The sequence below is a fragment of the Delftia acidovorans SPH-1 genome, from assembly GCF_000018665.1.
In the GTDB taxonomy this organism is placed as follows: Bacteria; Pseudomonadota; Gammaproteobacteria; order Burkholderiales; family Burkholderiaceae_C; genus Comamonas; species Comamonas acidovorans.
This window is the reverse complement of record NC_010002.1, coordinates 2,344,676-2,363,742: the sequence shown is the minus strand read 5'-3', so window position 1 is coordinate 2,363,742 and position 19,067 is coordinate 2,344,676. Positions and strand designations below refer to the sequence as shown.

Annotated in this window: 16 protein-coding genes; 5 read left to right on the top strand and 11 right to left on the bottom strand. The window is 68.3% G+C overall.

From position 1 onward, the window contains the following. Positions 1-90 precede the first annotated feature (90 nt). The gene (nadA, locus tag DACI_RS10760; RefSeq protein WP_012204073.1) at positions 91-1,224 is read left to right on the top strand and encodes a quinolinate synthase NadA; all 1,134 of its coding nucleotides are present in this window, start codon (positions 91-93) and stop codon (positions 1,222-1,224) included. 10 nt (positions 1,225-1,234) lie between these two features. Beyond that, positions 1,235-2,734 carry an L-aspartate oxidase gene (gene nadB, locus DACI_RS10755; RefSeq protein WP_012204072.1) on the top strand — a complete coding sequence of 500 codons (1,500 nt, stop codon included), beginning with the start codon at positions 1,235-1,237 and terminating at the stop codon, positions 2,732-2,734. Between the two features lie 49 nt (positions 2,735-2,783). Here the strand turns inward: nadB and dcd are convergent, their stop codons facing one another. The 3 genes from dcd to DACI_RS10740 form a co-directional block, all read right to left on the bottom strand. Continuing rightward, positions 2,784-3,356, bottom strand: coding sequence for a dCTP deaminase (gene dcd / locus DACI_RS10750; RefSeq protein WP_013803686.1), 573 nt, complete (start codon positions 3,354-3,356; stop codon positions 2,784-2,786). A 68-nt stretch (positions 3,357-3,424) separates the two neighbouring features. Then, entirely contained in the window at positions 3,425-4,717 is a 1,293-nt protein-coding gene (gene guaD / locus DACI_RS10745; RefSeq protein WP_043781152.1) for a guanine deaminase, read from the bottom strand. Between the two features lie 112 nt (positions 4,718-4,829). After that, positions 4,830-5,936 (bottom strand): BMP family ABC transporter substrate-binding protein, encoded by a 1,107-nt coding sequence (locus tag DACI_RS10740; RefSeq protein ID WP_012204069.1) that lies wholly within the window; start codon positions 5,934-5,936, stop codon positions 4,830-4,832. A 461-nt stretch (positions 5,937-6,397) separates the two neighbouring features. Between DACI_RS10740 and DACI_RS10735 the strand changes: the two genes are divergently transcribed. Next, positions 6,398-6,838 (top strand): HIT family protein, encoded by a 441-nt coding sequence (locus DACI_RS10735; RefSeq protein ID WP_012204068.1) that lies wholly within the window; start codon positions 6,398-6,400, stop codon positions 6,836-6,838. A 6-nt stretch (positions 6,839-6,844) separates the two neighbouring features. On the opposite strand, the gene DACI_RS10730 is transcribed toward DACI_RS10735, so the two are convergent. The 4 genes from DACI_RS10730 to DACI_RS10715 form a co-directional block, all read right to left on the bottom strand. Then, the gene (locus tag DACI_RS10730; protein WP_012204067.1) at positions 6,845-7,894 is read right to left on the bottom strand and encodes an adenosine deaminase; all 1,050 of its coding nucleotides are present in this window, start codon (positions 7,892-7,894) and stop codon (positions 6,845-6,847) included. Beyond that, the gene (locus DACI_RS10725) at positions 7,894-8,901 is read right to left on the bottom strand and encodes an aromatic ring-hydroxylating dioxygenase subunit alpha (protein WP_043781150.1); all 1,008 of its coding nucleotides are present in this window, start codon (positions 8,899-8,901) and stop codon (positions 7,894-7,896) included. Before DACI_RS10725 ends, DACI_RS10730 begins: the two co-directional genes overlap by 1 nt. A gap of 187 nt (positions 8,902-9,088) precedes the next feature. Continuing rightward, the gene (locus tag DACI_RS10720) at positions 9,089-10,246 is read right to left on the bottom strand and encodes a BMP family ABC transporter substrate-binding protein (protein ID WP_012204065.1); all 1,158 of its coding nucleotides are present in this window, start codon (positions 10,244-10,246) and stop codon (positions 9,089-9,091) included. A gap of 192 nt (positions 10,247-10,438) precedes the next feature. Beyond that, a complete protein-coding gene (locus tag DACI_RS10715) occupies positions 10,439-11,908 on the bottom strand; it encodes a S41 family peptidase (RefSeq protein ID WP_012204064.1) in 1,470 nt (489 codons plus the stop codon). Between the two features lie 141 nt (positions 11,909-12,049). On the opposite strand from DACI_RS10715, the gene DACI_RS10710 reads away from it, so the two are divergent. Then, entirely contained in the window at positions 12,050-12,730 is a 681-nt protein-coding gene (locus DACI_RS10710; RefSeq protein WP_012204063.1) for a response regulator, read from the top strand. Continuing rightward, positions 12,727-14,157, top strand: coding sequence for a sensor histidine kinase (locus DACI_RS10705; RefSeq protein ID WP_012204062.1), 1,431 nt, complete (start codon positions 12,727-12,729; stop codon positions 14,155-14,157). Before DACI_RS10710 ends, DACI_RS10705 begins: the two co-directional genes overlap by 4 nt. A 29-nt stretch (positions 14,158-14,186) precedes the next feature. Here the strand turns inward: DACI_RS10705 and DACI_RS10700 are convergent, their stop codons facing one another. The 4 genes from DACI_RS10700 to DACI_RS10685 are packed head-to-tail and all read right to left on the bottom strand — an operon-like array spanning position 14,187 to position 19,022. Further along, complete coding sequence (locus DACI_RS10700; RefSeq protein WP_012204061.1) at positions 14,187-15,359, bottom strand: BMP family ABC transporter substrate-binding protein; 1,173 nt, start codon at positions 15,357-15,359, stop codon at positions 14,187-14,189. 48 nt (positions 15,360-15,407) lie between these two features. Further along, entirely contained in the window at positions 15,408-16,328 is a 921-nt protein-coding gene (locus DACI_RS10695) for an ABC transporter permease (protein WP_012204060.1), read from the bottom strand. Then, positions 16,328-17,434, bottom strand: a complete 1,107-nt coding sequence (locus tag DACI_RS10690) for an ABC transporter permease (protein ID WP_012204059.1) — start codon at positions 17,432-17,434, stop codon at positions 16,328-16,330. The genes DACI_RS10695 and DACI_RS10690 overlap by 1 nt, the downstream gene beginning before the upstream one ends. Continuing rightward, positions 17,421-19,022 carry an ABC transporter ATP-binding protein gene (locus tag DACI_RS10685; protein ID WP_012204058.1) on the bottom strand — a complete coding sequence of 534 codons (1,602 nt, stop codon included), beginning with the start codon at positions 19,020-19,022 and terminating at the stop codon, positions 17,421-17,423. Before DACI_RS10685 ends, DACI_RS10690 begins: the two co-directional genes overlap by 14 nt. Positions 19,023-19,067: the final 45 nt, after the last annotated feature.

Genomic DNA, 19,067 nt, shown 5'->3' with positions numbered 1-19,067 from the left:
CTGTGCGGCAAAAAACACCACACTAATACTCAAATTGAGCATATTATTCGCAGCCATCACCAGCCCTTTCCACAGTCCCGGACGGCCACCATGCAGCTCAAATCCGTGCAGTACGACAAGCCCCATTTCTCCCACGCCGGCCAGTGCGGCATCGGCGAGGCCTGGGCCCGCATTCCTCCCGAACTTGACCGCGCCCAGCGCCTTCGGACCGCCGAGCGCATACGCGCCCTGCTGCACGAGCGCGATGCCGTGCTCGTGGCCCACTACTACGTGGACGGCGAACTGCAGGACCTGGCGCGCGAGACCGGCGGTTGCGTGGGCGATTCGCTGGAGATGGCGCGCTTCGGCGCCCAGCACCAGGCCAGCACCCTGGTCGTGGCCGGCGTGCGCTTCATGGGAGAGACTGCCAAGATCCTCAGCCCGGAAAAGCGGGTGCTCATGCCCGACGACGACGCCAGCTGCTCGCTGGACCTGGGCTGCCCGGCAGACGAGTTCAGCGCCTTTTGCGACGCCCACCCGGACCGCACGGTCGTGGTCTACGCCAACACCAGCGCGGCGGTGAAGGCGCGCGCCGACTGGGTGGTCACCTCGTCGGTGGGACAGGACATCGTGGCCCACCTGTACGCCTGCGGCGAGAAGATCCTCTGGGCGCCCGACCGCCACCTCGGCGCCCACATCCAGCGCCAGACCGGCGCCGACATGCTGCTGTGGCATGGCTCCTGCCTGGTCCATGACGAATTCAAGGCCGACGAACTGGCCGCCATGGCGCTGGAGTATCCGCAGGCCGCCATCCTCGTGCACCCCGAGTCGCCGGCCGCCGTGGCCGCCCAGGCCGATGTGGTGGGCTCCACCACCCAGCTCATCAACGCGGCAGGCCGGCTGCCCACCGACACCTTCATCGTCGCCACCGACCAGGGCATCCTGCACGACATGCGCATGCGCTACCCGGGCAAGACCTTCCTGCCCGCGCCCACGGCCGGCCAGGGCGCCACCTGCAAGAGCTGCGCCATGTGCCCCTGGATGGCGATGAACAGCCTGCAGGGCGTGGAGCTGGCCCTGGAGCAGGGCCTGTGCGCCATCGAGGTGGACCCCGCCATCGCCCAGGCCGCGCGCCGCCCCATCGAACGCATGCTGGCTTTCGCGGCCGGCCACCGCCAGCCCGTGCGCGCCAGCGGCGACCTTGCGCGCGATGCAGCGCTCTTCCAGCATTTCGGTCCCGCCTGAGGACAGCGCCATGACACAGCCTTGCACAGACGTACTCATCATCGGCGCCGGCCTGGCCGGCATGGCCGCCGCCCTGTCGCTGCCGCCGCATCTGCGCGTGGCCCTGCTCAGCAAGGGCGCGGCCGAGGAATGCGCCAGCGCCTGGGCCCAGGGCGGCATTGCCGCCGTGCTGGATGCACAGGACAGCATCGACGAACACGCGGCAGACACCCTGGTCGCGGGCGCAGGCCAGTGCGATGCGCAGGCCGTGCGCGCCATCCTTGCACAGGCGCCTGCCGCCATCGATTGGCTGGTGGCCCACGGCGTGCCTTTCACGCGTGACGACACCGGTGGCCTGCACCTCACGCGCGAGGGCGGCCACGGCCGCCGCCGCATCGTGCATGCCGCCGACTGCACCGGCCAGGCCGTGCACGCCGCCCTGCTGCGCGCCTGCCGGGAGCGCGCGAACATCGATCTGCATGAGCACACCAGCGCGCTGGACCTGCTGACCGTAGGACAGCCTGCGCACTGCACAGGCGCGCTGGTGCGCCTGCCCGATGGCCGCCAGCAGCGCTGGCATGCCGCGCATACCGTGCTGGCCACGGGCGGGCTGGGGCAGGTCTATCCCGCCACCACCAACCCGGCCACCGCCACGGGCGACGGCGTGGCCATGGCCTGGCGCGCAGGCTGCCGCGTGGGCGACCTGGAGTTCATGCAGTTCCATCCCACGGCGCTGCAGGTGGATGGACGCGCGGCGGGCCTGGTCTCGGAAGCCCTGCGCGGCGAAGGCGCCCTGCTGCGCCTGCCGGACGGCACGCGCTTCATGCCTGCCCATGACGAGCGGGCCGAACTGGCGCCGCGCGACATCGTGGCACGCGCCATCCGGCACGAGATGGACCGCCATGGCCTGGCCTTCGTGCACCTGGATATCACCCACCGGCCACGTGCCTGGCTGCAGTCGCATTTCCCGGGCGTGATGGCCCTGTGCGCCAGCCATGGCATCGACATTGCCACGCAGCCGATTCCCGTGGCCCCATGCGCCCACTACGCCTGCGGCGGCGTGCTGGCCGATATCGACGGGCGCACGGATGTCGATGGCCTGCGCGCCATTGGCGAGGTGGCGCGCACCGGCCTGCACGGCGCCAACCGGCTGGCCAGCAATTCGCTGCTCGAATGCGTGGTGATGGGGCGCGCGGCCGCCCAGGCCATCGCGCAGCAGCCGGCTGCTGTCCCTGCGCCGGCCCAGCCGACCGAAACCCTGCAGGCCGGCGCACAGGAGCAGGACACGGCAGCCATCGCGCAGGAGTTGCGCCAGCTCATGCAGGACTGCGTGGGCATACAGCGCAGCGACCAGGGCCTGGCGCAGGCCGTGCAGCGCATTGCGGCATGGCGTGAAAGGCTGGCACCTGCCGCAGGCCATGCGCTGCGCAATCAGCTCGATGTCTGCTGGCTCATGGCCACGGCTGCCGCCGCACGGCGCGAGAGCTGCGGTGCGCATGCGCGCACCGATGCGCCGGCGCTGGTCGAATGAAAAAGGCCCGCAGCTTTCGCTGCGGGCCTTGTCTTCCGGGTCAACGCCGTCAGGCCTTGGGAAGCGTCACGCCCACCTGGCCCTGGTACTTGCCGCCACGGTCGCGGTAGCTGACCTCGCAGACATCGTCGGGATCGCTCTCGAAGAACAGCACCTGGGCGCAGCCCTCGCCGGCATAGATGCGGGCGGGCAGCGGCGTGGTGTTGGAGAACTCCAGCGTCACATAGCCTTCCCATTCGGGCTCGAAGGGGGTGACGTTGACGATGATGCCGCAGCGCGCGTAGGTGCTCTTGCCCAGGCAGATGGTCAGCACGTTGCGCGGGATGCGGAAGTACTCGACCGTGCGCGCCAGCGCGAAGCTGTTGGGCGGGATGATGCAGCTGTCGCCCTCGAAATCGACGAAGCTTTTCTCATCGAAGTTCTTGGGGTCCACCACGGTGCTGTGGATGTTGGTGAACACCTTGAATTCGGGTGCGCAGCGGATGTCGTAGCCATAGCTGCTGGTGCCGTAGCTGATGATCTTGCGGCCATCGACGTTGCGAACCTGGGCCGGCTCGAAAGGCTCGATCATGCCGTGATCCTCGGCCATGCGACGGATCCACTTGTCGCTCTTGATGCTCATGGCAATTCCTCGTTCCCTAGCTGCACTTGTCAAGCGCCAGCACCCGGCAGGGCACTGGCGCAAAGGCGCTATTTTGCTTGAGAAACGACGGTGCGCTCGATCAGGCGGTCATCGCCCAGGATGATCATGGCGAACAGCAGCTCGTCCAGGCTCTCGGCCTGGCGGGTCTTGCGCTCGAGCAGCGGCGTGCAGGCCGGGTTGATGACCACGAAGTCGGCCTCGCAGCCCGGCTGCAGGTTGCCCACCTGGCCCGCCAGGCCCAGGGCGCGCGCCGCGCCCGCCGTGTGCTGCCACCACAGGCTGCCGGGCGACAGGCTCAGGCCCTGCTTGGTCTGGCCCTCGCGGCCCGCCACGTAGGCGGCCTGCATGGTGCGGAAGGGGCTGAAGCTCATGCCGCCGCCCACGTCGCTGGCCAGGCCGTAGAGGAACTGCGCGGCATCGGCCCGCGCAAAGTCGAAGAAGCCGCTGCCCAGGAACAGGTTGCTGGTGGGGCTGACGGCGGCGGCGGTGCTGCGTTCACGCATCAGGGCGCGGTCTTCATCGTCCAGGTGGATGCAGTGCGCGTAGACGGCGCGCTCGCGCATCAGGCCGAAGTCGTCGTAGACCGACAGATAGCTGCGGGCCTTCGGAAAGAGTTCGGCCACCCAGCGCACTTCGTCCAGGTTCTCGGCCACATGGGACTGGATCCAGACATCGGCGTAGCGTGCGGCGAGTTCGCCCGCGCCGCGCAGCTGCTCATGCGTGCTGGTGGGCGCAAAGCGCGGCGTGATCGCGTAGCCCAGGCGGTCCACGCCATGCCAGCGCTGGATCAGGGTTTCGGTGTCGATCAGGCTTTGCTCGGTCTGGTCGCGCACGCCGTCGGGGCTGTGGCGGTCCTGCAGCACCTTGCCCGTGATCATGCGCATGCCGCGCGCCTGCGACGCGCCCATGAGCGCATCGACCGAACCCGGGTGCGAGGTGGCAAAGGCCAGCGCCGTGGTCACGCCGTTGCGCTGCAGCTCGTCCAGGAAGAACTCGGCCACGCTGTCGGCATGGGCGCGTTCGCAAAAGGCCGACTCGTGCGGAAAGGTGTATTTCTCCAGCCAGGGCAGCAGGCCGGCGGCGGGCGCGCCGATCACATCGGTCTGCGGGTAGTGGATGTGCAGGTCGATGAAGCCCGGCGCCAGGATGCGGCCCGGCAGATGGGTGACTTCGGCGCCCGGCTGTCCGGTGAACTGCGCCTGCAGCGCCTGCCAGCTGCCGGCGGCGACGACGCGCTGCTGCCCCCTGTCATCCGGGGCGACGGCCAGCAGGCCGTCTTCGTCGTAGAGCGCCTGGCCATCGTCGGCAAAACGCAGCAATGAGGAACGGTAGATTTGCATGCCGCCAAGCTTAGCGGGCGGACAGGCAGATGCCATATCCGCAGCGCTATAGGCGCCATCGGCAGGCGCCATCCTAGGGTTTACGCCAGGACCGGACGCCCCGCAGGCCGCATCACTTGGGCAGGGTGGCCTGCACGCCTTCCACCAGCCAGTTCATCTGCAGGATCTGCGCATCATCCAGCTGCTTGCCGGCTGGAATGCGCACCTGGCCCTGGTTGTCGCGCACCGGCTGGTCGCCGGCCTTGAAGGGCTGCAGGCGGCCCTGGGCCATGTCCTTTTGGCGCTGCAGCACTTCCTCGCGCACGGCGGGCGGCAGCTTGGGACCGAAGCCTTCCACGCGGATCATGCCCTCGCGCACGCCGCCCCAGGTGTCCTGGCTCTTCCAGCTGCCGTCCAGCACGGCGCGGGCGCGCGCCGTGTAGTAGTCGCCCCACTGGTGGGTGACGGCCAGCAACTGGGCGTCGGGCCCGTCCTTGCGCATGTCGGAGTGGTAGGCAATCGCCATGCGGCCGCGCTCCTGGGCGGCCTGCATCACGGCCGTGGATGCGACCTGGAAGGACACCACGTCCACGCCGCCGTTGAACAGCGCCATGGCCGCATCGCGCTCGCGCGGCGGGTCGAACCAGGTATCCAGCCAGACCACCTTGACCGTGGCCTTGGGATTGACCGAACGCATGCCCAGCGTGAAGGCGTTGATGCCCTGCAGCACCTCGGGAATCGGAAAGCCGACCACGAAGCCGGCCACGCCCGTCTTGCTGGCACGGCCGGCGGCAATGCCTGACAGATAGCGGCCCTCGTAGTAGCGAGCGTTCGAGGTGGCCACGTTGTCGGCGCGCTTGAAGCCCGTGACCGACTCGAACTTCACCTGCGGGAAGTCGCGCGCCACGCGCATCACGGACTCGGTGTAGCCGAAGCTGGTGGTGAAGATCAGCTGGTTGCCGGAGGCGGCCAGGTCGCGCAGCACGCGCTCGGCGTCGGGGCCCTCGGGCACGCTGTCCACCGCACGCGTCTGCACGCGCGGGCCCAGCGCCGCCTGCAATGCGCGCCGGCCCTCGTCGTGCTGGCGCGTCCAGCCGGCGTCGAGCACGGGCGTCAGATAGACGAAGGCGGCCTTGAGGGGCGCGGAACCTGCGGGGGATGAAGGGGCGGGATGGCCTTGGGACAAGGCCGTGGATACAAGACTTGCGGCCGCGACTGCGGCTGCGAGGTTTTTGTACATGGTGTTCCTCTACATGGCCCGGAAATGAAAACGCACCGGCCATGGGCAGCGGCCGGTGCGGGGCGCGATTATAGGCAGCGGCCCTGAGGGCTGCCTGGGCCTGCGCTTATGGCCTCCATAAGGGACGGCAGATACCGTCCACTAGAGCGTGTTATGCACTTTTAAGTGCCCGCGAAAGCCGGGAAATGGGCCCGGAACGAGGCGCAGCGCGCGCCGCGGTTGCCATACCGCAAGTGTGCTGCAACGAAGGGCCGGGCCCATTTCCCGGCTTTCCCGAAGGGTTGGCTCTGCGCGCAGGCGCTCGCGGCGTTGCAGCGCTTGCCAAGGCTCCAGCCTTGGCGGCGCACTGCGCCTTGCGATCACCAGCGCGCAGAACCAACGCGGGTACTTAAAAGTGCTTAACACGCTCTAAGATCGTCGGCAAATTCCAACCCCAAGCAACCACCAAGGAGTACAGGACCATGCCGATGTTCGTCGATACCTCGCCCCCGGGGCAGTGCCTTTTTTGCCGCCTCGTGGCGGGCGAGATCCCGTCCGCCAAGGTGTTCGAGGACGAGCAGACCATCGCCTTCATGGACATCGGCCAGGTCAACCCCGGCCATGTGCTGGTGGCAAGCAAGCGCCATGCCGTGACCCTGCTGGACCTCACACCCGACGAGGCCGGCGCCGTGATGCGGACGGCCCAGCGCGTGGCGCAGGCCGTGCAGGCAGCGTTCGACCCCGATGGCATCAGCCTGTTCCAGGCCAATGGCGCGGCGGGCGGGCAGACCGTCTTCCACTTCCACCTGCATGTGCTGCCGCGCCACGAGGGCGACGGCGTGGGCCTGGGCTGGCCGCGCAAGGAGCCTGGCATGCAGGCACTGCAGGACTATGCCGAGCGCCTCAGGCAGGCGCTGGCCTGAACGGGCTCAGGCCAGGGCGGCGTATCGGGCGAACACGGCCTCCAGCTGGCGCATCCAGTGGGCGCGCTGCTGGGGTGTGACGAAGCTGGCGTCAAAACTGTTGACCGCCAGTTGCCAGGCCTGCTGCGAGTTCATGCCCGTGGCGGCGAACAGCTGCAGGTAGTTCTCGTTCACATAGCCGCCGAAGTACGCCGGATCATCGGAGTTGACCGTGACCTTGAGCCCTGCCTCCAAGAGCTGGGGCAGGTTGTGCTGGGCCAGGTCGGACACCACGCACAGCTTGAGATTGGACAGCGGGCACACGGTCAGCGGCACGCCGTCGCGGACCAGGCGCTGCATCAGGGCCTCGTCGCGCGCGGCCTGCACGCCGTGGTCTATGCGCTCGGAATGCAGCACATCCAGCGCGCCCCAGATATAGGCGGGAGGACCCTCCTCGCCCGCATGCGCGACCAGGTGCAGGCCCAGCTCGCGGCAGCGGGCGAACACGCGGGCGAACTTCTCGGGAGGGTTGCCGACCTCGCTGCTGTCCAGCCCCACGCCGATGAAGCGGTCGCGCAGCGGCAGCGCGGCCTCCAGCGTGGCGAAGGCGTCCTCTTCGCTGAGGTGGCGCAGAAAGCTCAGGATCAGCGCCGACGAGATGCCCTGCTCTATCTCCGCATCGCGGCAGGCGCGGTACAGGCCGTTGATCACGGTCTCCATGCCCACGCCGCGCTGGGTGTGGGTCTGGGGGTCGAAGAAGATCTCGGCATGGACCACGTTGTCCTGCGCGGCGCGCGTCAGGTAGGCGCGGCCCATGTCGTAGAAATCCTGCTCGTACAGCAGCACGCTGGCGCCGGCGTAGTAGATGTCCAGAAAGCTTTGCAGGTCGGTGAAGGCATAGGCGCGGCGCAGGTCTTCCACGCCGGCGTAGGGCAGCTTCACGCCGTTGCGCTGGGCCAGCGCGAAGATCAGTTCGGGCTCCAGCGAGCCTTCGATGTGCATGTGCAGCTCGGCCTTGGGCATGGCCTTGAGCAACTGGGGCAGATGCGCGGCATCCACGGCGGGTACGGTGTGCATCAGCAGACTCCGAAGGTGATGCCGCTGGCCCGGAGGTAGCGGCGGTAGGCGGACGACATGCGGTCGGCCGCAGAGTGCATTTCGGCGCGCGGGTCCAGCGGCAGGCACTTGGGCTGCTGCGACTCCAGCACAGGCTGGTCCTGGCAGAAGATGGTGTGCTGGAATTCCTGCAGCTGTGCGTCGGGCGAATCGAAGTCTGCCACGGCAAGGCGGAACCAGACGCGGCTGGTCTCGGGCGTGACGGGGCAGATGAACAGGGCGATGGACTCGCGCCAGCCGGCCCGGGTGGTGCCGGACTCGGGCAGCTTGGTCAGCACGGCGGCATAGGGCGCCGTGACTTCGTAGGTGTATTCGACCTCGGCCGCGCTGGTGGAGTGCAGGTTGGACTGCGGCTGCACGGCCTTGCAGCCCGTGGCCAGCACGCCCGTGGCCGTGGTCTCCACGGCATAGGCTTCGATGGCCGTGGCATCGCGGCTGCCCAGCCAGCCTTCGTGGACAAAGCCGAAGTGCGACATGTCCAGGAAGTTCTCGATGATGCGCGGCGCGCTGGCGGCCACGTCGTAGGGGCCGCAGTTGAGCTTGCGCAGGTGCGCGTCCGCCTCGGCTTCAAAGGCTGGAAGTGCCGCCAGGGCCGCCAGGGCCGGAACAGCCGAGAGCTCCTCGCCCGTGGCCAGCCGCACCCAGACCAGGCCGTAGGCTTCCTGTGCCTCGAAGGCCTTCACGCACTGCGAGGGCGGGGGCGTGAAGCTGGGCAGGGCCGGCACCTTGACGCACTGGCCGCTGTCGGCGAACTGCCAGCCGTGATAGGGGCATTCAAGGTGGCCGTTCTCGACACGGCCCATGGACAGGCGTGCGCCACGGTGCGGGCAGCGGTCCACGAAGACGCGGACCAGGCCTTGCGGATCGCGCCACAGCACCAGGGGCTGGTCCAGCAGTTGCACGCCCAGCGGCGCATCGACAACTTCGTGGGCCTGGGCCACGGGATGCCAGAGGGATTTTTCGATCATGGGGGGAATCTCTTGCTGTCTGTCTGTGCCGCGGCGGCGGGCAGGCCGCGGCTGGGAGCGAGCATAAACCCACTCGATGCGCAGCACAGGTACGGCAACTGTGCTGCGCATGAACGCCAAGGCCGCCCGAAGGCGGCCCTGGCGGCAGCGGGCAGCCCGGCCTGCGCCGGGGGGCCTGGCGTCTTGCTTACTTGCTGTCCTGGCCCGGCACCTTGCCTTCCACGCCCTTGACGTAGAAGTTGATGCCCGTGAGGAACTTGTCCTCGGCCACGGCGTCGGCGGCCAGCAGTTCCTTGCCGTCCTGGCCTGCGATCGGGCCCTTCCAGATGTGGAAGGTGCCGTCCTTCAGGCCCTTCTTGACCTCTTCGATCTTCGCCTTGGCTTCGGCAGGCACGTCATCGGCCAGCGAGACGATGTCGATCGCGCCTTCCTTCACGCCCCACCAGGTCTGCTGGCTGCTCCACTTGCCGTCCAGCATCTCGCGCACGGTCTTGGTGTAGTAGGGCGTCCAGTTGATGATGGCCGAGCCCAGGTGGGCCTTGGGGCCGTAGGCCGTCATGTCGGAGTCCCAGCCGAAGGCGCGCTTGCCCTTTTCCTCGGCCGTCTTGAGCACGGCAGCGGAGTCGGTGTTCTGGAACAGGATGTCGGCGCCGCCGTTGATCAGCGAAGTCGCAGCCTCGGTTTCCTTCGGGGGGGCGAACCACTCGTTGACCCAGACCACCTTGGTCTTGATCTTGGGGTTCATGGACTGCGCGCCCAGCGTGAAGCTGTTGATGTTGCGCAGCACTTCGGGAATCGGCACGGAGCCGACCACGCCCAGCACGTTGGACTTGGTCATGGAGCCCGCGATGATGCCGGCCAGGTAGGCGCCTTCGTAGGTGCGGCTGTCGTAGGTGCTGACGTTGGCGGCAGTCTTGTAGCCGGTGGCGTGCTCGAACTTCACATCGGGGAAGTCGGGAGCGATCTTCTGGATGGGTTCCATGTAGCCGAAGGTGGTGCCGAAGACCAGCTTGTTGCCGTTGGCGGCCATGTCGCGCAGCACGCGCTCGGCGTCGGCGCCCTCGGGCACGCTCTCCACATAGGAGGTCTTGATCTTGTCGCCGAATTCCTTCTCCAGCGCCAGGCGGCCCTGGTCGTGGGCAAAGGTGTAGCCGCCGTCACCGACGGGGCCCACGTAGGCGAAGGCGATCTTCAAAGGCTCGGTTGCAGCGGCAGCAGGGGCCTCGGCAACGGGAGCGGGCGCAGGCGCGGCCTCCTCCTTCTTGCCACAGCCGGCCAGCGCGGCGGCGGCCACGGCCGACAGCGCTGCCACCTTGATCAGGGAGCGTTTGTGAAGATCAGTCATCGAAGTTTCCTCAAGTGGTCCTGCGGCAGGCAGGAAGAAGGCAGGTCTGCAGGGCGCAGGCCTGCCGCGATGGGTCCAGAGAATAAAGCAAGAATGACGCCAGCCGGCCTGTTCATGGGCTGCGTGCTCCTGGAAAACGACATTTTCCGGGGTGCGCACGGAATCGGTGCATGAACAGGCCGGCGCCGGCCCTCAGGAACTGCCCAGCATCGCCACCAGGCGCTCCACCGCACGGCGGTGCCCGGTCTCCAGCGCGGCAGGATCGGCGGGATCGAACACCGCGAGGCCGATGCGCGGAGGAATGCCGGTGACCTCGAAGGCCACGCCGGCACCATCGCGGTAGATCTCGTTGGACAGGGACACGAAGAAGTTGCCCGGCAAGGGCTTGACCAGGGAGTTGGACAGTGAGCCCGCCGTTGGCTGGCCCACCTGGGTCACCTGGGGCAGCGCCCGCATCATCAGCGTGAAGGTCTCGGCAGCGCTGACGGTCAGATCGCTGGTCAGCACCTGCACGGGCCTGGCATAGGTCTGGCTGCCCCTGGGCTCGACATACCAGCTTTGTTCGCTGCGGCCCTGCGGGCGATGCGCCTGCTTGGTAAAGCCCAGCACGCGCTGCCGCGTGAAACTGCCCGCCATCTCGGCGCTGACCTGGTCGAGTCCGCCCAGGGTGTTGAGCGACACATCGACGATCAGCGCGCGTGTGTCCGCCAGCGCGGCCAGCGCGCGGTCCATCTCTGCCCGCGCCGCGGCCATGTCCTTGTGCGCATCGAAGGGGCTGGAAAACTCGCCCATGCTGCCGATCTCGATGTAGCCCACATTGCCCGGCAACCGGCCCCAGACCATGGTTCCTCCCAGCACGGGGCCGCTGCCACCCTGCAGGCGGGATGCCAGGTCCTCACGGACCCGCGCCTTCCACAGCTCCTGGAAAACCAGGAAGTCCTTGACCTCGGTCTGCGCCTCGAAGGCCTGGCGCAGGCGCTTGGTGGTGGGCTTGTTGCCCCCCAGGAAGGCATAGCTCAGCGCGCCGTCGCGCGAGCGGATCAGGGCGGTATGCACGTCGTTGAAGTCCTTCAGCGCCTCGCTCATCACGGCCTGCAGGGCATCGTCGTTGGCGGCCGCCGCCGCCCGGGGCGCCAGGCGGCTGGTGATCTGCGGCCAGTCGATGTTGCGTTCCTTGAGAAAGGCGTAGTCCAGGGCAATCACATCGCTCAGGGCCTTGAAGGTGGTGGCAGGGTCGGTCGCCGGCGCATTGCGGCAGGCCGAAGGCACGCTGCCCAGGCGCTCCAGGGAGTAGGTGGCAGGAAAGCCCGGCAGCTCGAACAGCTCGGCGCGGATGCCATGTAGATTGGCCGTGGTGCGGTAGCTGTATCCCTTGAACTGCTCCACCGTGCCGCCTGCAGCGCCGGCCTGGGGGTAGCACAGGGCTCCGGCCTCCTGGTAGCGCGCCACGGAATTCGACTTGAACTCCATCAGCGTGCCTTCTCCCAGGATGCGCCATACGCCCTCCAGATCGCCGGACGTGCGGCCATCCACCACGACCTGGCCGCTGCGCTCCGACAGAATCTTGGAGTCGCCGCCGCCGCAGGCCGCCAGCAGCAGGGATGACAGGGCCGCGGCAAGCAGCCAGCGGGGTTGGGTGGGAGCGGGAACTCGAACGTGCATGAAGCGCCTCCGTGCAATGAATGAAGAGGTCCGCACTGTCGGCGGCGGGCCTGAAGAAAACCGGACGGCCGCCTGAAGGAATCCTGAAGACCCTGTCTGGGAAAATCCGGCATTGCCCCCACCGGCCCCGCGCCCTGCCCCATGAAGCTATTGCTGGTTGAAGATGATCTGGACCTTGGCAACGGGGTGCGCCTGGCGCTGCAGGACCAGCGCTTCGATGTCACCTGGGTGCGCCGCATCGCCGAGGCCCGCCCCCTGCTGGACCAGGGCGCCTGCGACCTGCTGGTGCTGGATCTGGGCCTTCCCGATGGCGACGGACTGTCGCTGCTGGCACGCGTGCGGCGTGAACGCAAGGACCTGCCCATCCTGATCCTCACGGCGCGGGACGGGCTGGACGACCGCCTGCGCGGGCTCGACGGCGGAGCCGATGACTACGTGGTCAAGCCCTTTGCGCTGGCCGAGCTGCTGTCGCGCATCCGCGCGCTCAGGCGCCGCAGCCTGGGCACGGAAGAGCAGGTCTTCGACGTGCGCGGACTGGTGCTGAACGAACGAAGCCGGCGTGTCAGCGTCTTCGGCCGCGAGATTGATCTGTCGCCCAGCGAATTCGCCCTGCTGGCCGCCCTGATCCGCCGCCCCGACCAGGTGTTCAGCCGCCACATGCTCGAAGAGGAGGTGCTGCCGGGCAGCGGGCGCTATGCGAGCAACAGCCTGGAGGTGCACATCTCCAGCCTGCGGCGGCAGATCGGCGAAGGCTATGTGCGCACGGTGCGCGGCGTCGGCTATGTGCTGGACCGCCAGCCCTATGAAGGCAGGCGGCGATGAAGGCCGCAGCCTGCCTGCGCCGCGCCTGGCGCGCCGGGGCCGAACCCAGCCTGATCCGGCGCCTGGTGCTTGCCCAGGCCGTGGTGCTGGTCGTGGTGTGGATCGCCCTCGGCGCGCTGCTGATGGTGGAGTTCCAGAGCGATGCCTCGGAGCTGGACCCGTTGCGCCACGACGCGGTATTGGCGGTTGCCGGCCCCCTGCTGGACCGCCCTGCCGCGCTGCAGGAAGCCCTCGCCCGCATCGACCTGGCCCGCAGAACCGAAGGGCAGTTGCCCGGCCAGCCGCGCTGGCGCGTGAACATGATGGTGTGGCACGGACCGCAGCTGCTGTTTGTCTCGCCCGGCCTTTCCGCCCCCATCGTGCAGACCGCCACGGATCGCATCGAGACAGTCACGGCGGCAGGGGAACGCTGGCGCGCCATGACGCGCTCGGACGCCTCGGGCCAGTTGCGCGTGACGCTGGCCATCTCCAATGAGCCCGGGCGCGGCATGCTCACGCTGGCCTCCAGCAGCCTGCTGGTGCTGCCCCTGCTGATCAGCGCGCCGCTGCTGGTTTTTCCGGCGTGGGCCGCCGTGTGGCTTGCGCTCAGGCCCTGGCGGCGCCTCAGTGCCGAAATCGCGCGCCGTGGCATGGGCGACCTTGCGCCGCTGGGTTTTCAGCCGCGCCACCGCGAGCTCAAGCCCCTGGCCCACTCTGTCAACCGCCTGCTGCAGAGCGTCAGGGACGGGCTGGCCAGGGAGCGCAGCTTCATCGCCGATGCTGCCCATGAACTGCGCACACCCGTGGCCGCCATCCGCGTGCATGCGGAAGCCCTGAACAACCTGCCTTTGCCGGCAGGGCTGGCCGACCGCCTGGGCGCACGCCTGGATGCGCTGGTCGGCTGCAGCGCACGCGCGTCCCGCCTGGTGGACCAGATGCTGGCACTGATGCGGGCCGACGCCGGACCCTCCGCGCCCGGCATGCAATCGCTGGAGATCGACAGGCTGCTGCAGCAGCGCCTGGGTTGTCTGGCGGGCCTGGCCCGCGAGCGCGGCGTGGAGCTTGATCTGGACGCCGAAGGTCCGCTGCCGCTGTGGGGCGAACGCCAGGCAATGGAATCCCTGATCGACAACCTGGTGGACAACGCCATCAAGTACAGCCCGCCAGGCGGCCTGGTGCGCGTGCGCGCGCGCTGGGATGCGGCCACGCAGGCAACGGTGCTCGAAGTCATGGATGAGGGACCGGGCATTGCGCCGGCCTGGCGCAGCCGTGTATTCGACCGCTTTTTCCGCGCGCCCGACCAGGCGGTGGCGGGCAGCGGGCTGGGCCTGGCCATCGTGGCGGCCGTGGTGCGCCAGCATGGGGGGAGCATCGTCTGCGATGACGCGGACGATGGCCCCGGACTGTGCATGCGCGTCAGCTTCCCAGGCGGGACTGCCCCGCACTAGACAAGCCGCCGCGCATGCGGCGCCTGCGCTTACTTGGCGCCCGGCACCTTGCCTTCGACGCCGTTGACGAAGAAGTTGATGCTGGTCATGAAGCCCAGATCGCCGACCTGGCCTGCCGTCAGCACTTCCTTGCCGGTGTTGTCCTTGATGGGGCCGGTCCAGACGGCGAAGCTGCCGTCCTTCAAGCCGTCGCGTGCCTTGGCGACCTTGTCCTTGATGTCCTGGGGCACGTCGTCGGCGATCTTCACGAGGTCGATGGCGCCTTCCTTCACGCCCCACCAGAACGAGCCGCCCTGCCACTTGCCGTCCAGCGTGTCCTGGGTGACCTTGCTGTAGTAAGGCGTCCAGTCGATCACGGCCGAGCCCAGGTGGGCCTTGGGCGCGAAGGCGCTCATGTCGCCGTCCTTGCCGAAGGCGCGCGCACCGCGTTCCTCGGCCGTCTTGAGCACGGCCGGGGAGTTGGTGTTCTGGTAGAGCACGTCCACGCCGCCGTTGATCAGCGAGGTGGCGGCCTCGGACTCCTTGGGCGGGGCGAACCATTCGTTCACCCAGACCACCTTGGCCTTGATCGAGGGATCGACGCTTTGCGCGCCCAGCACGAAGCTGTTGATGTTGCGCACCACTTCAGGAATCGGCACCGAGGCCACGACGCCGACGGTCTTGGTCTTGGTCATGCCACCGGCCACGATGCCGGCAAGGTAGGCGCCCTCGAAGGTCTTGGTGTCGTAGGTGGCCACGTTGTCGGCGTTCTTGTAGCCGGTGGCGTGCTCGAACTTCACGTCCTTGAGGTCGGCCGCCACCTTCTGCACGAACTCCTGGTAGCCGAAGCTGGTCGCGAAGATCAGCTTGTTGCCCTGGCCGGCCATGTCGCGCATCACGCGCTCGGCATCGGCGCTCTCGGGCACGCTTTCGACGAAGGAGGTTTCCACCTTGTCGCCGAACTTCTCCTGGATGGCCTTGCGGCCCAGCTCGTGCTGGAAGGTCCAGCCGCCGTCGCCGATGGGGCTGACGTACATGAAGCCGATCTTGAGCTTCTCGGCCGGCGCCTGGGCGGCAGGCGCGGCAGCGGGAGCAGGCGCTGCGGCCTCTTCCTTCTTGCCGCAGGCGGTCAGGGCCGCCACCGAGATGGCCGACAGGCCGATCATCTTCACAAGCGTGCTTTTCAGGCCAGGTTTCAGGGTGCGTTCGCGCAAAGCGGGCATGCGTTTGTCCTTTTTTGGTTCTGGAGGGAGAGAGAGAAAATGAAAGCGTCAGGAGCCCGGGTAGAAGGGCTTGCCCAGCGAGGCCGGCATGTTGGCACGGATCCAGGTCGGATTGCGCGAGATCAGCACCAGCACGACGATGGTCGCCAGGTAGGGCAGCATGGACAGCAGCTGGCTGGCCACCTGCACGCCCGTGGCCTGCAGGTGGAACTGCAGCATGGTCACGCCGCCGAACAGGTAGGCGCCCAGCAGCACGCGCGCAGGGCGCCAGGTGGCAAAGGTGGTCAGCGCCAGCGCGATCCAGCCCCGGCCCGACACCATGCCCTCCACCCACAGCGGCGTGTAGACGGTGGAGATGTAGGCACCGGCCAGCCCGCACATGGCGCCGCCGAACACCACGGCCGCCAGGCGGATGCGGCGCACCGGGTAGCCCAGCGCATGGGCCGACTGGGGCGACTCACCCACGGCGCGCAGCACCAGGCCGGCCCGCGTGCGGTAGAGGAACCAGACCAGGGCCGCCGCAATGACCACGGCCCCATAGACCAGCGGGTGCAGGCGGAACAGCGCCGTGCCGACCACGGGCAGGTCGGACAGCCAGGGCACGGCGAACTTGGGCAGCTCGGGCAGGCGCGCCTGCACATAGCCCAGGCCCAGGAAGGCCGAGAAGCCCGTGCCGAACAGCGACAGCGCCAGCCCCGTCGCGTACTGGTTGGTGTTCAGCCAGATCACCAGCACGCCGAAGATGGCGGCCAGCAGCGCGCCCGCACCCATGCCGGCCAGAAAGCCCACGGTGGTGCTGCCCGTGTGGACCACGGCGGCAAAGCCCGCAATGGCGGCGCACAGCATCATCCCCTCGGCACCCAGGTTGACGATGCCGGCCTTTTCATTGATCAGCAGGCCCAGCGCGGCCAGCGCCAGCACGGTGCCGGCGCTGAGCGTGGAGCCCAGCAGCAGTGCATAGGATTCCATCAGCGGGCCTCCTTGACGGCAGGCGCCGCTGCGGGCGGAACCACGGGCGTGCGGGACACCCAGCGCACGCGGTAGGCCACCAGCGTGTCGCAGGCCAGCAGCGTGAACAGCAGCAGGCCCTGGAACACGCCGGTCAGCGCCTTGGGCAGGCCCAGGCGCGACTGGGCGAGTTCGCCCCCGATATAGAACATGCTCATGAGAATCGCGGAAAAGATCATGCCCACGGGATGCAGGCGGCCGACGAAGGCCACGATGATGGCGGCGAAGCCGTAGCCGGCCGGGACATAGGGCGTGAGCTGGCCCAGCGGGCCGGCCACTTCCAGCGCACCGGCCAGGCCGGCGGCGGCGCCCGAGATCAGCAGCGCCGTCCACAGCGCGCGGCGCGAGGAAAAGCCCGCGTAGCGCGCAGCAGCCGGGGCCAGGCCACCGACCTGCAGCGCAAAGCCGGCGCGGGTGCGGAACAGGAAGACCCACAGCATGGCCGCCGCAGCCAGCGCCAGCAGCAGCCCGATGTTGGTGCGCATGCCCTGCATGAGCTTGGGGATCTGCGTGACGCGCTCGAAGGTCTTGGTCTGCGGGAAGTTGTAGCCCATGGGGTCCTTCCACGGACCGTAGACCAGAAAGCCCAGCACCAGGGTGGCCACGTAGACCAGCATCAGGCTGACCAGGATTTCATTGGCGTTGAAGCGGTCGCGCAGCAGGGCCACGATGCCGGCCCAGACCATGCCGCCGAGCATGCCGGCCACCAGGATGGCGGGCACGATCCACGGGCCCGTGGTCTTGTCCGCCAGCAGCGCCACGCCGCCTGCGGCCACGGCGCCGATGACGAACTGGCCTTCGGCACCGATGTTCCACACATTGGAGCGAAAGCACACGGCCAGCCCCAGCGCGATCAGCAGCAGCGGCGTGGCCTTGACGGCCAGCTCGCCCAGCGCATAGGTGGACTTGACGGGGTCCCAGAAGAAGGCCTGCAGGCCGCGCACCGGGTCCTTGCCCAGCATCACGAACAGGCACACGCCGATCAGCACCGTGATGGCCAGCGCCAGCACGGGCGAACCGTAGGTCCACAGCTTCGAGGCCTGGGGGCGTTGCTCAAGCTTGAACATGGGCGCCTCCCCTGGCGGCATTCTGGGCGGCGTTCGGGGCGGCGTTCGGGGCGGCAGCACCGTCCCACAGGCCGCTCATCCACTCGCCGATCTGCTGCACGGTGGCATCGGCCCGCGCCACCGAGGGCGACAGCCGGCCCTTGGCCACCACATGCAGGCGGTCACATATTTCGAACAATTCGTCCAACTCCTCGCTGAGCACCAGCACGGCGCAGCCTTCGTCACGCAATTGCAGGATGGCGCCGCGGATCTGCGCGGCCGCCCCCACGTCCACCCCCCAGGTAGGCTGGGAGATGATGAGCAGCTTGGGCCTGGCATCGATCTCGCGGCCCACGATGAATTTCTGCAGGTTGCCGCCCGACAGCGACTGCGCCGCCGCGTTGGGGCCACCGGCCTTGACGTTGAAGCGCGCGATGATGGCGCGCGCCTGCTCCTGCAACTGGCCCATGCGGATCCAGCCGCCCGCGCCCAGCGCGGTCTTGCGCGTCAGCAGCAGGTTGTGCGCCAGGCCCATGCTGGGCACGGCGCCGCGGCCAAGACGTTCCTCCGGCACGAAGTGCAGGCCCAGCGCACGGCGCCGGCCGGGGCCCAGGCGCCCCGCCTCCCGGCCGGCAATCTGCACCATTTCGGGCGCCGCGCGCGTGTCCTCGCCGGACAGCGCATACAGCAATTCCTTCTGGCCATTACCCGAAACACCGGCGATGCCCACGACTTCGCCCGCGCGCACATCGAGCTGTATGCCATGCAGGTCCACGCCGAAGGGCTCCGAGCGCGGCAGCGCCAGGCCCTGCACGCGCAGCACGCTGGCGCCGACCTGGGATTCGCGGTGCGTGAGCTCGGGCGGCTCCGAGCCGATCATCAGCCGCGACAGCGAGGCATTGCTCTCCACGGCCGGGTTGCACACGCCGGTCACCTGCCCGCCGCGCAGCACGGTACAGGCCGTGCACAGCGAACGGATCTCGTGCAGCTTGTGGCTGATGTAGAGGATGGAGCAGCCTTCGGACGCCAGGCGGCGCAGCACGACGAAGAGCTTCTCCACCGCCTGCGGCGTGAGCACCGAGGTGGGCTCGTCAAGAATGAGCACGCGCGGGTGCGTAAGCAGGGCGCGGATGATTTCCACGCGCTGCATCTCGCCCACGCTCAGCGTGTGCACGGGGCGGTGGGGATCGACCTCCAGCCCGTAGTCATGCGCCGTGGACTCGATGCGCTTCACCACCTCGGCCAGCGGCAGGCTCTTGTCCAGGCCCAGCCAGACGTTCTCGGCCACTGACAGCGTGTCGAACAGGCTGAAATGCTGGAACACCATGGCGATGCCCAGCTGGCGCGCCTCCTGCGGGTTGCGGATGTGGACCGGCTTGCCATCGACCTCGATGCGGCCCTCGTCAGGCTTGACGGCGCCGTAGATGATCTTCATCAGCGTGGACTTGCCGGCACCGTTCTCACCCAGGATGGCATGCACTTCGCCGGCGCCCACGGTCAGCGAAATACCGTTGTTGGCCACCACCGCCGGATAGCGCTTGGTGATGCCTGTCAGCTGCAGCCGGGGCGGCGCTGCGGCTGGCAGGGGGACTGTATCGGGGGGATTCATGCCTGGGATTGTCTTTCAATTTCTGCAACAAACTGGAACACAAGT